11 protein-coding genes are annotated in these 15279 nt (G+C 73.4%); 7 read left to right on the top strand and 4 right to left on the bottom strand.

Annotation, left to right across the window (positions count from 1 at the left end):
• Window positions 1–91: 91 nt before the first annotated feature.
• The 5 genes from J7E88_RS20795 to J7E88_RS20815 all read left to right on the top strand — a co-directional run bounded on the left by J7E88_RS20795 (window position 92) and on the right by J7E88_RS20815 (window position 8837).
• Window positions 92–1510, top strand: coding sequence for a HEAT repeat domain-containing protein (locus J7E88_RS20795; protein WP_215183231.1), 1419 nt, complete (start codon window positions 92–94; stop codon window positions 1508–1510).
• A gap of 109 nt (window positions 1511–1619) precedes the next feature.
• Window positions 1620–2744 (top strand): glycosyltransferase family 1 protein, encoded by a 1125-nt coding sequence (locus J7E88_RS20800; protein ID WP_215183233.1) that lies wholly within the window; start codon window positions 1620–1622, stop codon window positions 2742–2744.
• Complete coding sequence (locus J7E88_RS20805) at window positions 2741–3901, top strand: glycosyltransferase (protein WP_215183235.1); 1161 nt, start codon at window positions 2741–2743, stop codon at window positions 3899–3901. The genes J7E88_RS20800 and J7E88_RS20805 overlap by 4 nt, the downstream gene beginning before the upstream one ends.
• Before the next feature lie 419 nt (window positions 3902–4320).
• Complete coding sequence (locus J7E88_RS36045; RefSeq protein ID WP_308307557.1) at window positions 4321–5244, top strand: SGNH/GDSL hydrolase family protein; 924 nt, start codon at window positions 4321–4323, stop codon at window positions 5242–5244.
• Window positions 5241–8837 carry a hydantoinase B/oxoprolinase family protein gene (locus J7E88_RS20815; protein WP_215183239.1) on the top strand — a complete coding sequence of 1199 codons (3597 nt, stop codon included), beginning with the start codon at window positions 5241–5243 and terminating at the stop codon, window positions 8835–8837. Before J7E88_RS36045 ends, J7E88_RS20815 begins: the two co-directional genes overlap by 4 nt.
• Before the next feature lie 74 nt (window positions 8838–8911).
• Here J7E88_RS20815 and J7E88_RS20820 read toward each other — a convergent pair whose 3' ends face one another.
• The 4 genes from J7E88_RS20820 to J7E88_RS20835 all read right to left on the bottom strand — a co-directional run bounded on the left by J7E88_RS20820 (window position 8912) and on the right by J7E88_RS20835 (window position 12570).
• Window positions 8912–9778, bottom strand: a complete 867-nt coding sequence (locus J7E88_RS20820; RefSeq protein WP_215183241.1) for a biotin-dependent carboxyltransferase family protein — start codon at window positions 9776–9778, stop codon at window positions 8912–8914.
• Entirely contained in the window at window positions 9775–10419 is a 645-nt protein-coding gene (gene pxpB / locus J7E88_RS20825) for a 5-oxoprolinase subunit PxpB (protein WP_215183243.1), read from the bottom strand. The genes J7E88_RS20820 and pxpB overlap by 4 nt, the downstream gene beginning before the upstream one ends.
• A complete protein-coding gene (locus J7E88_RS20830; protein WP_215183245.1) occupies window positions 10416–11180 on the bottom strand; it encodes a LamB/YcsF family protein in 765 nt (254 codons plus the stop codon). Before J7E88_RS20830 ends, pxpB begins: the two co-directional genes overlap by 4 nt.
• Before the next feature lie 112 nt (window positions 11181–11292).
• Entirely contained in the window at window positions 11293–12570 is a 1278-nt protein-coding gene (locus J7E88_RS20835; protein ID WP_215183247.1) for an MFS transporter, read from the bottom strand.
• A 297-nt stretch (window positions 12571–12867) separates the two neighbouring features.
• Here J7E88_RS20835 and J7E88_RS20840 point away from each other — a divergent pair, with 297 nt between their 5' ends.
• Complete coding sequence (locus tag J7E88_RS20840) at window positions 12868–13578, top strand: GntR family transcriptional regulator (RefSeq protein ID WP_215183249.1); 711 nt, start codon at window positions 12868–12870, stop codon at window positions 13576–13578.
• Window positions 13579–13682: 104 nt separating this feature from the next.
• The gene (locus J7E88_RS20845) at window positions 13683–15209 is read left to right on the top strand and encodes a hypothetical protein (RefSeq protein WP_215183251.1); all 1527 of its coding nucleotides are present in this window, start codon (window positions 13683–13685) and stop codon (window positions 15207–15209) included.
• Window positions 15210–15279 lie beyond the last annotated feature (70 nt).

Genomic DNA, 15279 nt, shown 5'->3' on the forward strand with positions numbered 1-15279 from the left:
CGTATGACGACGGGCGGCCCGACATGCTGCTGCGCGGCCTAGGCATTCCAGTCCCCCGGTTGCGTCGACAGCTTGATGTGAGGCTTTCCCCATGTTCGATCCAGTCATAGCGCCGAGCGGCACCCTGCTCGGCCTGCTGCAGAGAGGCCGCGGCGACGGCACCCTGCATGCGCTCGCAGCGCCACGGGCCGAAGCGCTCGCGGCGCTCAACCACTGCGTTCTGAGCGACCCCCGCCATGACTGGCAGGTCGAGAACCGCTCCCTCTACTACGCACGCCTGTACCTGGACCTCCACGGCAGCCTGGAGGAGATCGAGCGGCACCTGTGCGACGCCGATGACCTCCTCGATGCCGACGAGACCCGGACGGGACTCGCGCTGGCCGTTCTCGGGCACCTCGCCTCCTACGGCCGGGGTGACGCCCTCGCACTGCTGCGGCGGTACGCCGCGCAGGGCGCCAACTGGGCATGGGCCCTGGACGAACTGGCCCTGCGCGACGACGACGCGGGCCTGCGGTCCCTCGCGGCCCCGGTCCTCGCCCGCTTCCCCGCCACCCCCGAGGGCGACGCCGACCTGGCCGTCGCCGTGCGCGACTCCTTCGAACCGCGGCCGTGGCGCCTGTGGGCGGAGGACCGCCGGGAGTTCATCGGCGCCCGGGTACGTGCCGCGCAGGAAGCCGGCTCCTTCGACCGCTGGCAGCGCCAGATGCGTCCGTCGGGCCCCCGCCCCGGCTGGAGCGTCCAGGCCGTCCTCGACTGGGCCGATCAGGGGCTGGAGCGCGGCAGTGCACTGCACGTGCCCGCCGCCCGCTGCCTCGGCGCCGTCGCCGGACCCGAGGACCGGCCCGAGATCGTCCGCGCGGCGCACACCGGATCCGACGGAGCCCGCTGTACCGCCCTGCACTACCTCGCCGAGTCCCGGGATCCCGTGGTCCTCGACCTGATCGAGGCGGCGGTCGCAGGCGGCTCGTCCACCGTCGCCGACGCCGCGATCTCCGCGTTCGAGCGGATGTGCGGCGACGAGGCCGTGGACCGGGCCCGGGGCTGGATCCACCGTCCCGACGCCCTCGGCGCGGCCGCGGCCGGAGTCCTCGCCTGCCGCGGGGCCGCGCTGGACGCCCCGCTGGTTCTCGGCGCCCTCCGCGAGACCGTCCGCGCCGACGGGCCCGACGCCCCGCTGCTGTGGACCCTCGTCGATGGCACCGGCCGGCTCGGCATCAGCTGCGCCGCCCCCGTACTGCGCCACATCTACCGCGAGACGGCCTCCTCCCATCTCCGCGGCCGTGCCGCCCGGGCGCTCGCCGCCACCGACCCCTCCTTCGCCACCGGATTCGCCGTCGAATGCCTGTGGGACTGCGAGGAGACCACCAGAGAGGTCGCCGCTCGCCACGCCGAGACCGGTGATGTGCGCGTTGCCGAGCGATTGCGCCGGCTCGCCGCGGACCCCGCCGAGGAGGCGGAGGTGCAGACCGCCGTACGCAGCAGGATGGGGCCCGACATGCCCGCTGTGTGACGACTCGCGGCCCACGAGCCGGGCGGGGCAACGCAACGCTCATGGGACGTTCCCCGGCCGGAAAGATCCACGTTGGCGCAGCCACCCCGGGCCCGACGACAACTCGGGTATGCGTGTCGTCATCGTCACCGAATCCTTTCCGCCCGACGTCAATGGTGTGGCGCACTGCGCCCTGCAGACCGCCCGGCACCTCGCCGCCCGCGGTCACGAACCGCTCGTCATCGCCCCGGCCGCCGCCGGGGCGATGAGCGCCGACCCTCACGCGCCGTGCCCCGTCGTGCGGGTGCCCTCCCTGCCGCTGCCCGGCTATCCGCAGGTGCGGGTCGCACTCCCCAGCCGCAGGGTGGCGGCGGCGATCACCGCGCACCGTGCCGACATCGTCCACCTCGCCAGCCCTTTCGTGCTCGGTGTGCGCGGGATGGCCGCGGCGGCCCGGCTGGGCCTGCCTGCCGTCGCCGTCTACCAGACGGACCTGGCCGGCTACGCCCGTACCTACGTCGGAGCGGGGGAGGGCACGGCCTGGCGGCGTATCAAGGCGGTCCACACCGCCGCCGACCGCACCCTCGCGCCGTCCACCGCCGCCCGGCGCGACTTGGAGGAGCACGGCGTCGAGCGCGTGCGGCTGTGGCCGCGCGGCGTGGACACCGCCCGCTTCCGGCCCGCACTGCGCGACGAGGGCGTGCGGCGCGAGCTCGCGCCCGGCGGGGAACTCGTCATCGGCTACGTCGGCCGCCTCGCCCCCGAGAAGCACGTCGAACTGCTCGCGGGCGCCTGTGCCCTGCCCGGCGTGCGGGTGGTCGTCGTCGGCGACGGACCGAGCGAGACCTCGCTGCGCGGGGCGCTTCCCGGTGCCCTCTTCCTCGGCCGCCGCACCGGGGACGACCTCGCGCGGATCTTCGCCTCGCTCGACGTGTTCGCGCACACCGGCCCGTACGAGACCTTCTGCCAGACCGTGCAGGAGGCCATGGCGAGCGGTGTCCCGGTCGTCGCGCCCGCCGCAGGCGGCCCGCTCGACCTCGTCGACCACGGACGGACCGGACTGCTCGTGCCACCGCACAGCACCGACGCCGTGCGCGACGCGGTCCGTGCCCTGGCCGACGGCCCCGGCCTGCGGGCCGACTTCGCCCGCGCCGGGCGCGCCGCGGTCGAGGGCCGCACATGGACCGCGGTCGGGGACATGCTGCTGGACCACTACGCCGACGTCCTCGGCACACGCACGGCGGTGGCGGCATGAGCGGACTGCGCATCGTACGGCTCGCGAACTTCGTCACCCCCTCGTCGGGCGGGCTCCGCACCGCACTCGACCAACTCGGCCGCGGCTATCTGGCCGCCGGACACGAGCCCGTGCTCGTCGTGCCCGGCGATGCCGAGAGCGACCGGCACACCCCGCAGGGCCGCGTCATCACCCTGCCCGGTCCCGAACTCGTCGGCACCGGCGGCTACCGGGTGCTCGCCGGGCGGCGACGGCTGCGCCGCCTCCTTGAGGACCTCGGGCCCGAGCGTCTGGAGGTCTCCGACCGCACCACCCTGCGCTGGACCGGCGAATGGGCGCGGCGCCACCGGGTCCCGTCGGTGATGGTCTCGCACGAGACCGCCGACGGTGTGCTGCGCACCTGGGGCCTGTCGGCCGCGTTCGCCGCCCGCACGGCGGACCGGCTCAACCGGCGCAGCGCCTGGGCCTATTCGAAGATCGTGTGCACGACGGAGTGGGCGGAGCGTGAGTTCGTCCGTATCGGCGCGCAGAACGTCGTGCGGGCGCCGCTCGGCGTCGACCTCGTGCGATGCCGGCCCGGGCGGCGCAGCACGGCACTGCGCGCCCGGTACGCCTACGGCGCGCAGGTCCTGCTGCTGCTCTGCTCCCGCCTGTCGGTGGAGAAAAGACCCGGCACCGCCCTCGACGCTCTGGCGGAGCTTCGCGCACGGGGCGTGCGGGCGGCGCTGGTGGTCGCCGGGGACGGGCCGCTCAAGCCCTCGCTCGTCCGCAGAGCGGAGGGCGAGCGCCTGCCGGTCCGGTTCCTCGGCCACGTCGCCGACCGGGAGGCCGTGGCCGACCTCCAGGCCGCGGCGGACGTCTGCCTGGCGCCCGGTCCTGCGGAAACGTTCGGCCTGTCCGCGCTGGAGGCGCTGGCCTGCGGCACGCCCGTCGTGGCGAGCGCGTCGTCGGCGCTGCCGGAAGTGATCGCCGACGCAGGCGTCGCAGCGGCGGACACGGGCCCGGATTTCGCGGACGCGATCCTGACGATCTTCGGCCGACGGGAGCCGGTGCGCCGTGAGGCGGCCCGGGCGCGGGCCGAGCTCTTCGACTGGAACAGCTCGGTCACGGCGTTCCTGGCCGCGCACGACGCACTGCCGGTACGCAACGGGGCGAAGGAACCGGGAGCGCGGGGATGAGGACCGGGGGCGTCGACGACGTACGCGGCGAGGATGCCACGGTGGGCGACGGGCTCGGGGGCTTGAGGGAGGTGGGTGGCTCTGCGGTCGGGGGCGGCGTTGGGGAACAGGCCGCCCCTGCGACGGCTCCGGCACGTGTCTCGGCCGCGGTGGTCGGCGCGCCGGGAGCCCGTGGCGAGGCGGGCCTCGCGGCGGTGCCTCCGGAGGAGACGGCCCGGCAGCCCGGCGGTGGCGAGCCCGCTCGCATGAGGCCGGGGCTCGCGGGCGAGGCGGGCCCATCCCCCTGGGGTGGTGTGGCCGGTCCGGCGCAACGGGCGCTCTTTCCCGGAGCCGGCGGGGAGTCGGAGGGGGTCGGCGGGGAGCCGGACGGCGACGGCCTCCCAGGGGGACATGCCTTGCGGCCCGCAGGGCGCTGCGCCGTGCCCGCGCAGGGGGCCTGCCGGGCTCGGGGCCGGGGCCGGCTCGTCGGCACCCGGCCGGTTCGGTTCGTCGCGCTCGGCGACTCGCTCACCCAAGGCGTCGGCGACCCCGTCGACGGCGGGTGGCGTGGATGGGCCGCGCTGCTCGCCGACGGCGTCGGGAGCGACGAACAGCCCGCCGTCTTCCGGAACCTCGCCGTCAGCGGCGCCCTCAGCCGCGACGTCGCCGAGGACCAGACGCCGCGGGCCCTCGACTTCCGGCCGGACATCGCGTCCGTCGTCGTCGGCGTCAACGACACCCTCCGGCGCACTTTCGACATCGGGCGGCTCACGCGCCACCTCGACGAGGTGTGCGGTGCGCTCGCCGCCCGCGGCGCCGTACTGCTCACCGCCTGCCTGCCCGATCCCGGCGCCATGTTCGCTCTGCCCGCGCCCCTCGCCCGGCCGCTGGCCCGGCGCCAGCGAGCCGTCAACGCCGTCGTCCACGCCCTCTCCGACCGCTACGGCGCCGTCCATCTGCACGCCGCCGATCCAGTCTGGGTCGCCGACCGGTCGATGTGGAGCGCCGACCGGCTGCACCCCGGCGAGCGGGGACACCGCATGCTCGCCCGCTCCTTCCACGACCTGCTCGCCGCCCGCGGACTCGTCCACGGCCGGCCCCCCTCGACCGAACCCCAGCGGCCGCGCCCCACCCGCGCCGAGGCGCTGCTGTGGCTGGCCACGGCAGGCACCGGGTGGGTGGCGCGCCGGTGCACCGACCTGGTGCCGCAACTGCTGCGGCTCGCGGGCGACGAGATGCAGCACTGGGCCCGCGGCACCAGCGCGCGCCTGGACCGCTCCGCCGAGCACGCCCTGTCCGCCGCTCTCGCCGCCGTGTCGCCGGAACCCTCGTTCCGCCCCGCCGGGGCAAGAATGGGGGGATGAGCGGGCGCTGGGAATTCTGGATCGACCGTGGCGGCACCTTCACCGACATCGTGGGCAAACGCCCCGACGGACGGCTCGTGACGCGCAAACTGCTCTCGCACAACCCCGAGCGGTACCGCGACGCCGCCGTCGCGGGCATCCGCCTGCTACTCGGCACACCCGACGACGAGCCCGTCCCGCCCGACCGCGTCGCCGCCGTCCGGATGGGCACCACCGTCGCCACCAACGCCCTGCTGGAGCGCCGCGGCGAGCCGACCGTGCTCGTGATCACCCAGGGCTTCCGGGACGCGCTGCGCATCGCGTACCAGAACCGGCCCCGGCTCTTCGACCGCCACATCGTTCTTCCCGAGGCGGTGTACGACCGGGTCGTGGAGGTCCCCGAACGCATCGACGCCCGCGGCGCCGTCGTCGGACCGCTCGACATCGACGCGGTCACCGAGCAGTTGATGGCCGCCCGAGCCGACGGCCTGACCAGCGCCGCCATCGTCCTGATGCACGGCTACCGCCACCCCGACCACGAGCGGCGCATCGCCCGCGTCGCCCGCGACCTGGGCTTCGCACAGGTCAGCTGCTCGCACGAGGTCAGCCCGCTCATCAAGCTCGTCCCCCGCGGCGACACGACGGTCGTGGACGCGTACCTCTCACCGATCCTGCGGCGCTACGTCGACGAGGTCGCCGCCGAACTCGCCGGAATCCGCCTGATGTTCATGCAGTCCAACGGAGGGCTTCGCGAGGCCACCCATTTCCGCGGCAAGGACGCCGTGCTCTCAGGGCCCGCGGGCGGTGTCGTGGGCATGGCCCGTACGTCGGAGCAGGCCGGGTACGGGCAGGTCATCGGCTTCGACATGGGCGGTACGTCCACCGATGTGTCGCACTACGCGGGCGAGTTCGAGCGGGAGCTCGGCACCCAGGTGGCGGGCGTCCGGATGCGTGCGCCGATGATGAGCATCCACACCGTGGCCGCCGGCGGCGGGTCCGTGCTCCACTTCGACGGTCGCCGCTACCGCGTCGGTCCCGACTCGGCGGGCGCCGCCCCCGGCCCCGCCTGCTACCGGCGCGGCGGCCCGCTGACCGTCACCGACGCCAATGTGATGCTCGGCCGCATCCAGCCGGCGCACTTCCCCGCGGTCTTCGGACCGAACGGCGACCAGCCCCTGGACGCCGGCACCGTGCGTGAACGCTTCACCGCGCTCGCCGAGGAGGTCACGCGCGCCACCGGCACAGCGCGCACACCCGAACAGGTGGCCGCCGGCTTCCTGGAGATCGCCGTCCTCAACATGGCCAACGCCGTCAAGAAGATCTCCGTCCAGCGAGGCCACGACGTCACCCGCTACGCGCTGACCTCCTTCGGCGGTGCGGGCGGCCAGCACGCCTGCGCCGTCGCCGACGCCCTGGGCGTCGACACCGTGATCGTGCCGCCTCTCGCCGGAGTGCTGTCGGCGTACGGCATCGGCCTCGCCGATGCCACTGCCATGCGCGAGCAGTCCGTGGAGGCCCCGCTCGACGAGGACACCGTCGCCCGCGTCCGTACCCTGTGCGACGAACTCGCCGACCGCACCCGCGCCGAACTGCGGGCCGACGAGGTCCCCGACGACGCGATCACCACGCACGCACGCGTCCTGGTGCGGTACGCGGGAACCGATGCGAGCCTTCCCGTCACCCTGGACTCCGCCGAGGCCATGAAGGCGCGGTTCACAGCGCTCCACCGCACCCGCTACGCCTTCACCATGGACAAGCCGCTCGTCGTGGAGGCCGTCTCCGTCGAGGCCGTGGGCGCGGCAGGCGAGCACGCGGAGACCTTGGTGGAACAGGCCGGCGACCAGGGGGAGACCGCGCCATCCGCGCGCGTCCCCGTGTTCGTCGGCGGCGAGCGGCGGACCGTACCGCTCCACCGGCGCGGCGAGCTGCGGCCGGGACGCGCGATCCCCGGCCCCGCCATCGTCGCCGAGGCCGACGCGACGACGGTCGTCGACCCGGGCTGGCAGGCCGCCGCCGGCGACACCGGACACCTGCTGCTGACCCGCGTGCTGCCGAGGCCCGGACGGGTCGCGGTCGGCACGGACGTGGACCCCGTGCTCCTGGAGGTGTTCAACAACCTCTTCATGGCGATCGCCGAGCAGATGGGCGTACGCCTGGAGAACACCGCCCACTCCGTCAACATCAAGGAACGGCTGGACTTCTCCTGCGCCCTGTTCGACGCCGTCGGCTACCTGATCGCCAACGCGCCGCACATCCCCGTGCACCTCGGCTCCATGGGGGAATCGATCAAGGAGGTGCTGCGCCGCAACGCGGGATCGATGCGGCCCGGCGACGTGTACGCGATCAACGACCCGTACCACGGCGGCACCCACCTGCCCGATGTCACCGTCGTGACACCGGTGTTCGAGGGCGAGGAGCTGCGCTTCCTGGTGGCGTCGCGCGGACACCATGCCGAGATCGGCGGCATCACCCCGGGCTCCATGCCCGCGTTCAGCCGGACCGTCGACGAGGAAGGGGTGCTGTTCGACAACTGGCTGCTCGTACGTGACGGACGCCTGCGCGAGACCGAGACCCGCGAACTGCTGACCAGCGCCCGCCATCCTTCCCGCGCCCCTGACACCAACCTCGCCGACCTGCGGGCCCAGATCGCGGCGAACGAGAAGGGGATCGCCGAACTGCGCCGGATGACCGACCAGTTCGGCACGGATGTCGTCCAGGCCTATATGCGCCACGTCCGGGACAACGCGGAGGAGTCCGTACGCCGCATCGTCGCCCGCCTCGGCGACGGCGAGTACCGCTACGAGACGGACGGCGGCGCGGTCATCCGCGTCGCCGTCCGCGTGGACCGTGAACGGCGCAGCGCGCTCATCGACTTCACGGGTACGTCGCCGCAGCAGCCCGGCAACTTCAACGCACCCACGTCGGTGGTCATGGCGGCGGTGCTGTACGTCTTCCGGACGCTGGTCGGCGAGGACATCCCGCTCAACAGCGGCTGTCTGGAGCCGCTCGAAGTGAGGGTCCCCGAGGGGTCCATGCTCGCGCCGTCCTACCCGGCGGCCACGGTCGCGGGCAATGTGGAGACCTCGCAGGCCGTCACGGGCGCGCTCTACGCGGCGCTCGGGGTGCAGGCGGAAGGCTCCGGCACGATGAACAACGTGACGTTCGGCAACGACCGCGTGCAGTACTACGAGACCGTCGCCAGCGGCTCGGGCGCGGGCGACGGTTTCGACGGCGCGGACGCCGTGCAGACCCATATGACCAACTCGCGGCTGACCGACCCGGAGGTGCTGGAGTGGCGCTACCCGGTGCGGGTGGACTCCTTCGCCGTACAGGAGGGCAGCGGCGGGCGCGGACGGTGGCACGGCGGCTGCGGGGCCGTACGCCGGATCCGGTTCCTGGAGCCGATGACCGTGGCGCTGCTGACCGGACACCGGCGGATCGCGCCGTACGGGATGGCCGGCGGCGAACCGGGCGCCCTCGGCGAGAACCAGGTCGTACGCGCGGACGGGAGCGTGGAGCGGCTGGCGGGAGTCGACTCCGTGCATGTCGGGCCCGGCGACGTGCTGGTCCTGAGGACTCCCGGGGGCGGCGGCTACGGCACACCCGACCGGTGAGCGCGTGCGTTCCCCGGGCCGCCCGGTTGCCTGGTGCCCGCACCGCGCCGGCCGAGCCCGCCGAGCCCTCGGGGTCATAGAACCGGCGTGAAGCGCACCGGGGTGCCCGGCACCGCCTGCGCCGCCGCTGCGAGGTCACGGCCGTCGACAACACCCACCACGGGATAGCCGCCGGTCGTGGGATGGTCGGCGAGGAACACCACCGGCCGGCCGTCCGGCGGCACCTGCACCGCGCCCAGCACCATGCCCTCGCTGGGAAGTTCACGAGCGACGGCACGCTCCAGGGGCGGACCCTCGGTGCGCAGCCCGATGCGGTTGCTCGCCGACGACACCCGGTACCCGGGCCCGGTCAGCAGTCCGATGGCCTGGCGGGTGAACCAGTCGTCGCGCGGCCCCAGCCGTATCCGCAGGACCAGCTCGGCCGGGGGAGCGCACCAGGGCAGCGCGCCGTCGACACGGCCCGGCGGACCGCAGGGCTCCCCCAATGGCAGCACGGCACCGACCGTGAGCGGCTCCGGCCCCAGGCCGGAGAGCAGATCGGTGGAGCGGCTGCCCAGCACCGGATGGACGAAGATGCCGCCCGTGAAGGCGACATAGCTCCGCACGCCCCGCACGGCCCGTCCGACCTCCAACAGCGCACCGGCCGGCACCCGCACGGGCGCGCCCCATGCCACGGGGCGGCCGTCGACGGCGACCGCGCACGGCGCACCGCCCACAACGGTCACGACCGCGCACCGGGGCCGCAGCGCACACCCGTCGAGCGTCGTCTCCAGAACGGCCGCGCCCTCGTTGTTGCCCACCAGACGGTTCGCGAGGTGCGCGGCCCGGGCGTCCAGAGCTCCCGAACGCGGGACCCCGAGATGGGCGTGCCCGGGACGGCCGCCGTCCTGCACCGTGGTCAGCGCCCCTGCCCGTACGACCGCGAGGGCCCGGTCGGTCATCGCGCCTCCGGTACGAAACGCACCCGCGTCCCGGGGGAGAGCAGGGCCGCCGGCTCTCGCGCCGGGTCCCACAGCGCGGCGTCCGTCGAGCCGATCAGCTGCCAGCCGCCGGGTGACGAGCGGGGGTAGACCCCGGAGTACACCCCCGCGAGGGCGAGGGACCCGGCCGGGACCGTGGTGCGCGGAGTGGCCCGGCGAGGGACCGCGTACCGCTGGGGAAGGCCCGTCAGATAGCCGAAGCCGGGTGCGAAACCGCAGAAGGCGACGCGGAATCGGGCCGAGGCGTGGATCCGCACGGCCGCCTCGACGGACACGCCCCAGAGGGCGGCGACGTCCGGCAGGTCCGGGCCGTCGTAGCGGACCGGAATCTCGACCGAGCGCTCCGTGCGCGGGTCGAGGTCCGGTATCACCCAGCCTGCCAGCTCCCGGGCGAGAGCCCGCGGATGGTCCACGCCGTCCAACAGCACCGTCCGGGCGGCCGGCACGATCTCCCGCACCGGCGGAAGCAGGCCCGCCGCTCGCCGGCGCAGCAGCTCCGCGTGCAGCGCCTCCGCCTCCCTGCCGCCGGGCAGCTCGACCAGCAGCGCCCGGTCGCCGACGGGCAGGACGCGCAGATCGCGCGCCGGGGCGGTGGCGCTCATACGAAGGCCTCCACGCGCACGCCGGACGTCTCCAGCTGCTGCCGGACCTCGCGGGCGAGCGCCACGGCGCCCGGTGTGTCCCCGTGCAGGCACAGGGAACGCGCACGCACCCCGACGGGACGTCCGCACCGCGAGAAGATCACTCCGGAACGGGCCATGCTCACGGACCGTTCCACGACGGCCGCCGCGTCACTGATGACGGCCCCGTCCTGACCACGCGGCACCAGGGTGCCCTCGGCCGTGTAGGCGCGGTCGGCGAACGCCTCGGCAACCACGGGCAGTTGGGCCTTCTCCGCCATGACGTGCAGCGTGGATCCGGGGAGCCCGAGGACCGGCAGCCGCTCGCCCGACAGCAGCACACCCTCGACGACGGCCGCGGCCTGCTCCTCGTCGTGCACGACGCGGTTGTACAGGGCGCCGTGCGGCTTGACGTACGACACCCGGGAGCCGGCCGCACGCGCGAATATCTCCAACGCTCCTATCTGGTAGGCGATCTCGGAGGCCAGCTCGTCCGGCGGGACGTCCATGGAACGCCGCCCGAAGCCGGCCAGGTCGCGGTACGAGACCTGGGCGCCGATCCGCACCCCGCGCGCGGCCGCGAGCTCGCAGACACGGCGCATCGTGGCCGCATCGCCGGCGTGGAAGCCGCAGGCGACATTGGCGCTGGTGACGACGGAGAGCAACTCCTCGTCGTCGGTCAGCCGCCAGCGGCCGAAGCCCTCGCCGAGGTCCGCGTTCAAGTCGATGGACGGCCAGGTCATGTGCTGCTCCTGTTCGGTCAGGCCGCTCGGTACTGCTCGTCAAGGGTGCCCGTGACGCATACCCGGCCCGGTGCATGGGTGGGGGTGATGGGCGGGAGCGAGACGGTCACGCTCACACCAGCTCCTTTCCGCGTGTCTCCGGCAGGCCCACCAGCGCCAGCACCGCGAGGCCGTAACCCGCTGCACCGAGGACCAGGGCGCCGCCGACGCCCCAGCTGTCGGAGAGGAATCCGACGAGGGTGGGCAGAAAGGCGCCCACCGCCCGGCCGCTGTTGTACGTGAAGCCCTGGCCGGTCCCGCGCACGGCGGTCGGATACAGCTCGCTCAGGTACGAGCCGAAGCCGCTGAAGATCGCGGACATGCAGAAACCGAGCGGGAATCCGAGGACGAGCAGCAGGCTGTCGGCCCCCGACGGGATGCCCGTGTAGGCCACGATCCCGGCCGCCGAAAGGACCGCGAACAGCGTGATGTTGTTCTTGCGGCCGATGCGGTCGGTCAGATATCCGCCGGTCAGGTAGCCGATGAAGGCACCGGATATCAGGAACGCGAGATAGCCGCCCGTACCCACGACGGTGAGACCGCGTTCCGTCTTGAGGTACGTCGGCACCCATGTCGCGAGCGTGTAGTAGCCGCCCTGGACGCCGGTGGACAGCAGGGTGGCGAAGACGGTGGTGCGCAGCAGGTCCTTGTTGAAGATGGTGGAGAACGATCCGCGCTCAGTGCTCCTGCGGCGCTGCTCCGCCGCCTCCGGCGCGTCGCTGACATTGCGCCGAACGTACACGACCAGCAGGGCGGGCAGGGCGCCCGTCCAGAACATCACCCGCCAGGCGGTGTCTGCGTCGAGGAACGCGAAGACCAGCGTGTAGACGATGACCGCGAGCGCCCAGCCGGCCGCCCAGGCGCTCTGTACCGCGCCGAGTGTGCGCCCCCGGTGCTTCGCCGTCGCGTGCTCGGCGACCAGGATCGCGCCGACGGCCCATTCGCCGCCGAAACCGAGGCCCTGGAGCGCGCGGAACACCAGCAACGTCTCGTAGTTCGGAGCGAAACCGCACAGAACGGTGAAAACCGCATAGGTGATCACGGTGATCATCAGAGCCTTCACCCGGCCGATGCGGTCGGCGAGCACCCCGGCCAGCGCGCCGCCGATCGCCGAGACGACCAGCGTGACCGTGGTGAGAAGCCCGGTCTGTCCGTTGTCGAGGCTGAAGTACGCGGAGATCGCCACCATGCTCAGCGGCAGCGTGAAGTAGTCGTAGGAGTCGAGGGCGTAGCCGCCGAACGCGCCGCCGAAGGCGCGCCGGCCCTGCGGGCCGAGGGAGCGGAACCACGCGAAGGCGCCGGTGTGCTCCGGCAGTTCACCTTGCTTCGGCTGGGCCTGGGTCGTACTCATCTGCACCTCGCTGGGGTGAGGGAGTGCCTTCGGATGCCTGGGGAAGTGCCGTGGGGCGTGCGCTGGGAAGTGCGTTCGACAGGGTGCTGGGGCGTGCCTCGGGGAGGGTGCTGGGAACTGCGTTCGGGAGTCTTGCCGGGCCGTGTGGATGCTGCGCGAGTGCCCATGCGGGCCGAGCGGTCACGCCAACGTAGAGGATTGTTGAACGATCCGACAAGGGGCGCGTTGAGACGTTCGAGCTTCTACGATGGATCCCGTGCGCCGGTGTGAGCCGCCCGGCGAGGGAGAGAGGGCGTTGTGGGGACGACGGAGCCCGCGATCGGCGGACTGGCGGACGACCGCCCGCTGTTGGGGCGCACGAGCACGGCCGAGCGGGTGGCCGACATCCTGCGCACCCGCATCGCCGAGGGCTATTTCCCGCCCGGCGAGCGGCTGTCGGAGGACGGCATCGTCAAGGCGCTCGGCGTCTCGCGCAACACGCTGCGCGAGGCGTTCCGGCTGCTCACCCATGAACGGTTGCTCGTCCACCGGCTCAACCGCGGCGTCTTCGTGCGCATGCTCGCCGTTAGGGACGTCGAGGACATCTACCGCACCCGGCAGCTCGTCGAATGCGCCGTCGTGCAGGGCCTCGGCGAGCCGCCCTACGACCTCGCCGAACTCGACGCGGCCGTCACCGGTGGCGAACGCGCCGCGCGCGCACGCGACTGGAAAGGCGTGGCGACCGCCAACATCCACTTCCACCGCGAGCTGGTGGCTCTGGCAGGCAGCGCGCGCACCGACGAGCTGATGCGCGGCGTCCTCGCCGAGCTCCGCCTCGCGTTCCACGTCGTGGACGACCCCCGCGGGCTGCACCAGCCCTATCTCGTGCGCAACCGGGAGATCCTGGAGGCGCTGCGCGCCGGCGAGCGCACCAAGGCCGAACGGCTCCTCGCCGACTACCTCGACGACTCGCGGGCCCGGCTCGTCGAGACGTACTCAGGAGCCGTCCCCGACGTGGACGAGACGTAGCAGGCCACGGCGCAGGCGGCGGGACCTGCGGGGGCGGAGCGTGCGGAGCGGTCGCTTCTGCGCCGTTTTCTCCGTTGTCGGTGCGAGGACCTAATCTGTGCACCGTGACTTCGCCTGCCCCGACGGAATTCGTTCCGCCCCAGCTCAGCGCGGGGCCGCGGCCCGCGCAGGGCCCGGCCGCCGACGAAGGACTGGCGCGGCGTCTTCGCGCGCTCGCGTGCACCGCTCCGCTGCACGACCTCGACGCCCGCAAGGCCAACCTCGCCGGGGAGTACACGGTCTACGCGATGGCCGAGGTCGCCCTCGCCGCGATCGACCTCGTCACTCTCAACATGGACTTCGACACCGGAGCCGACCACGATCAGATAGTGGCCAGACTCCTCCCGCGCGTCGCGGCCCAGGCGCCGGACCGCCCGCAGGCCGAGCACGAGCGCGTCGCCCGCTGGGTCCTGGAGAACCTGATCAACGTCGGCAGCGTGGACCGCGGGTTCCGCGCCGTGTACGGCACCTTCGGCACGGACGGTGTCTACACCCGCCGCGACTACGACTTCAAGCTCATCGAGGAAGTCCCCGGATACGACGGCAGCGTCTATCTGCGCACGACCGACGAAGCGGTCAACGTCCTCGTCGGCGCGCTCGACACCGACGTCACCAGCGCACAGATCGCGGCCGAGGTGAAGCTGGAGGTCCTCATCAGCAGGGGTCGCCTCGCCGACGCCCAGCTCGCCGCCGAGCAGGCGCGCTACCGCACCGTGCAGTACTCGGAGAGCCTGCGCCGGACCCTGGAGGCCACCCGGCGCAACGTACGCGCGGTCGACTGGCTCAATGCCGTCCCCGACATGATCGCGGAAGCCCTCGACCACGTCGCCGACCGCTACCGCCACGAGAACGCCATTCTGACCAACATCCGCAAGGCCCGCGACGAGGCCGAGGACCCCGAGCACAAGCGCCGCGCCGCCGAGCTCGTCGACATCGTCAAGGACTGCATCCGCCGTCACACCCAGCTGCAGTCCCGGCTCCTCGAAGCCGGCCCGCTCTTCCGCGCCGAGCAGGACCGCCAGGCGTTCGCCCGCCCCACCGCCCGGACCGGACTCGACCTGTACGGCCAGCTGGTGGCGCCCCTGCTCCCCCTGCCCGTCGCCTCGGCGACCCGCGTCACCGACGCCTTCTTCGCACGCGGTACCGGACTGCGCACCCCCGCCTCCGTCCGCGTCGGCGACCTGATCGACCTCCTGCTCACTGCGCCGCCGGAGCGCGAGCACCTCGGCGCGGAGATGCCGGAGCCCGACCTGATCGCCACCCCCGACGACAGCCGCTTCAGCGAGGAGCAGCTCGCGAGCGCCATGGAGCTGCTCGACCTGGAGCACGACGCACCCCGCCGGCTGTCCGGTCTGCTCGCCGATGCCCGCCGGACCGATCCCGAACTGCCCTACCTCGTCGCCCTGCTGGCCGTCCACGCGGCGAGCCCGCCGGTCGGCACGGCGTACCGGCAGGGTGAGCAGCGCCTGCTCTTCGCCGTCGACGACGGTACGGAGCTGGACGACCGAGAGTTCGGCGGAGCGGACCTGATCGTGGGCACGGCGCTGCTGGACGCGGCGGGCATGGCGGCGGACCGGACGGAGGGAGCGTGACGTCTCCCCGGCCCGCCACAGGCGGCCCCCGCTCGCACCCGCACCACCACCGCACGAAGGAGCAGCGACC

The sequence above is a fragment of the Streptomyces sp. ISL-10 genome (assembly GCF_018614575.1).
In the GTDB taxonomy this organism is placed as follows: Bacteria; Actinomycetota; Actinomycetes; order Streptomycetales; family Streptomycetaceae; genus Streptomyces.

Excerpts from the sequence above, each read along its gene's own strand:
- J7E88_RS20795 (WP_215183231.1), top strand. The coding sequence starts at position 92 with ATGTTCGATCCAGTCATAGCGCCGAGCGGCACCCTGCTCGGCCTGCTG.
- J7E88_RS20805 (WP_215183235.1), top strand. The coding sequence starts at position 2,741 with ATGAGCGGACTGCGCATCGTACGGCTCGCGAACTTCGTCACCCCCTCG.
- pxpB (WP_215183243.1), bottom strand. The coding sequence starts at position 10,419 with ATGAGCGCCACCGCCCCGGCGCGCGATCTGCGCGTCCTGCCCGTCGGC.
- J7E88_RS20820 (WP_215183241.1), bottom strand. The coding sequence starts at position 9,778 with ATGACCGACCGGGCCCTCGCGGTCGTACGGGCAGGGGCGCTGACCACG.
- J7E88_RS20830 (WP_215183245.1), bottom strand. The coding sequence starts at position 11,180 with ATGACCTGGCCGTCCATCGACTTGAACGCGGACCTCGGCGAGGGCTTC.
- J7E88_RS20800 (WP_215183233.1), top strand. The coding sequence starts at position 1,620 with ATGCGTGTCGTCATCGTCACCGAATCCTTTCCGCCCGACGTCAATGGT.
- J7E88_RS20835 (WP_215183247.1), bottom strand. The coding sequence starts at position 12,570 with ATGAGTACGACCCAGGCCCAGCCGAAGCAAGGTGAACTGCCGGAGCAC.
- J7E88_RS20815 (WP_215183239.1), top strand. The coding sequence starts at position 5,241 with ATGAGCGGGCGCTGGGAATTCTGGATCGACCGTGGCGGCACCTTCACC.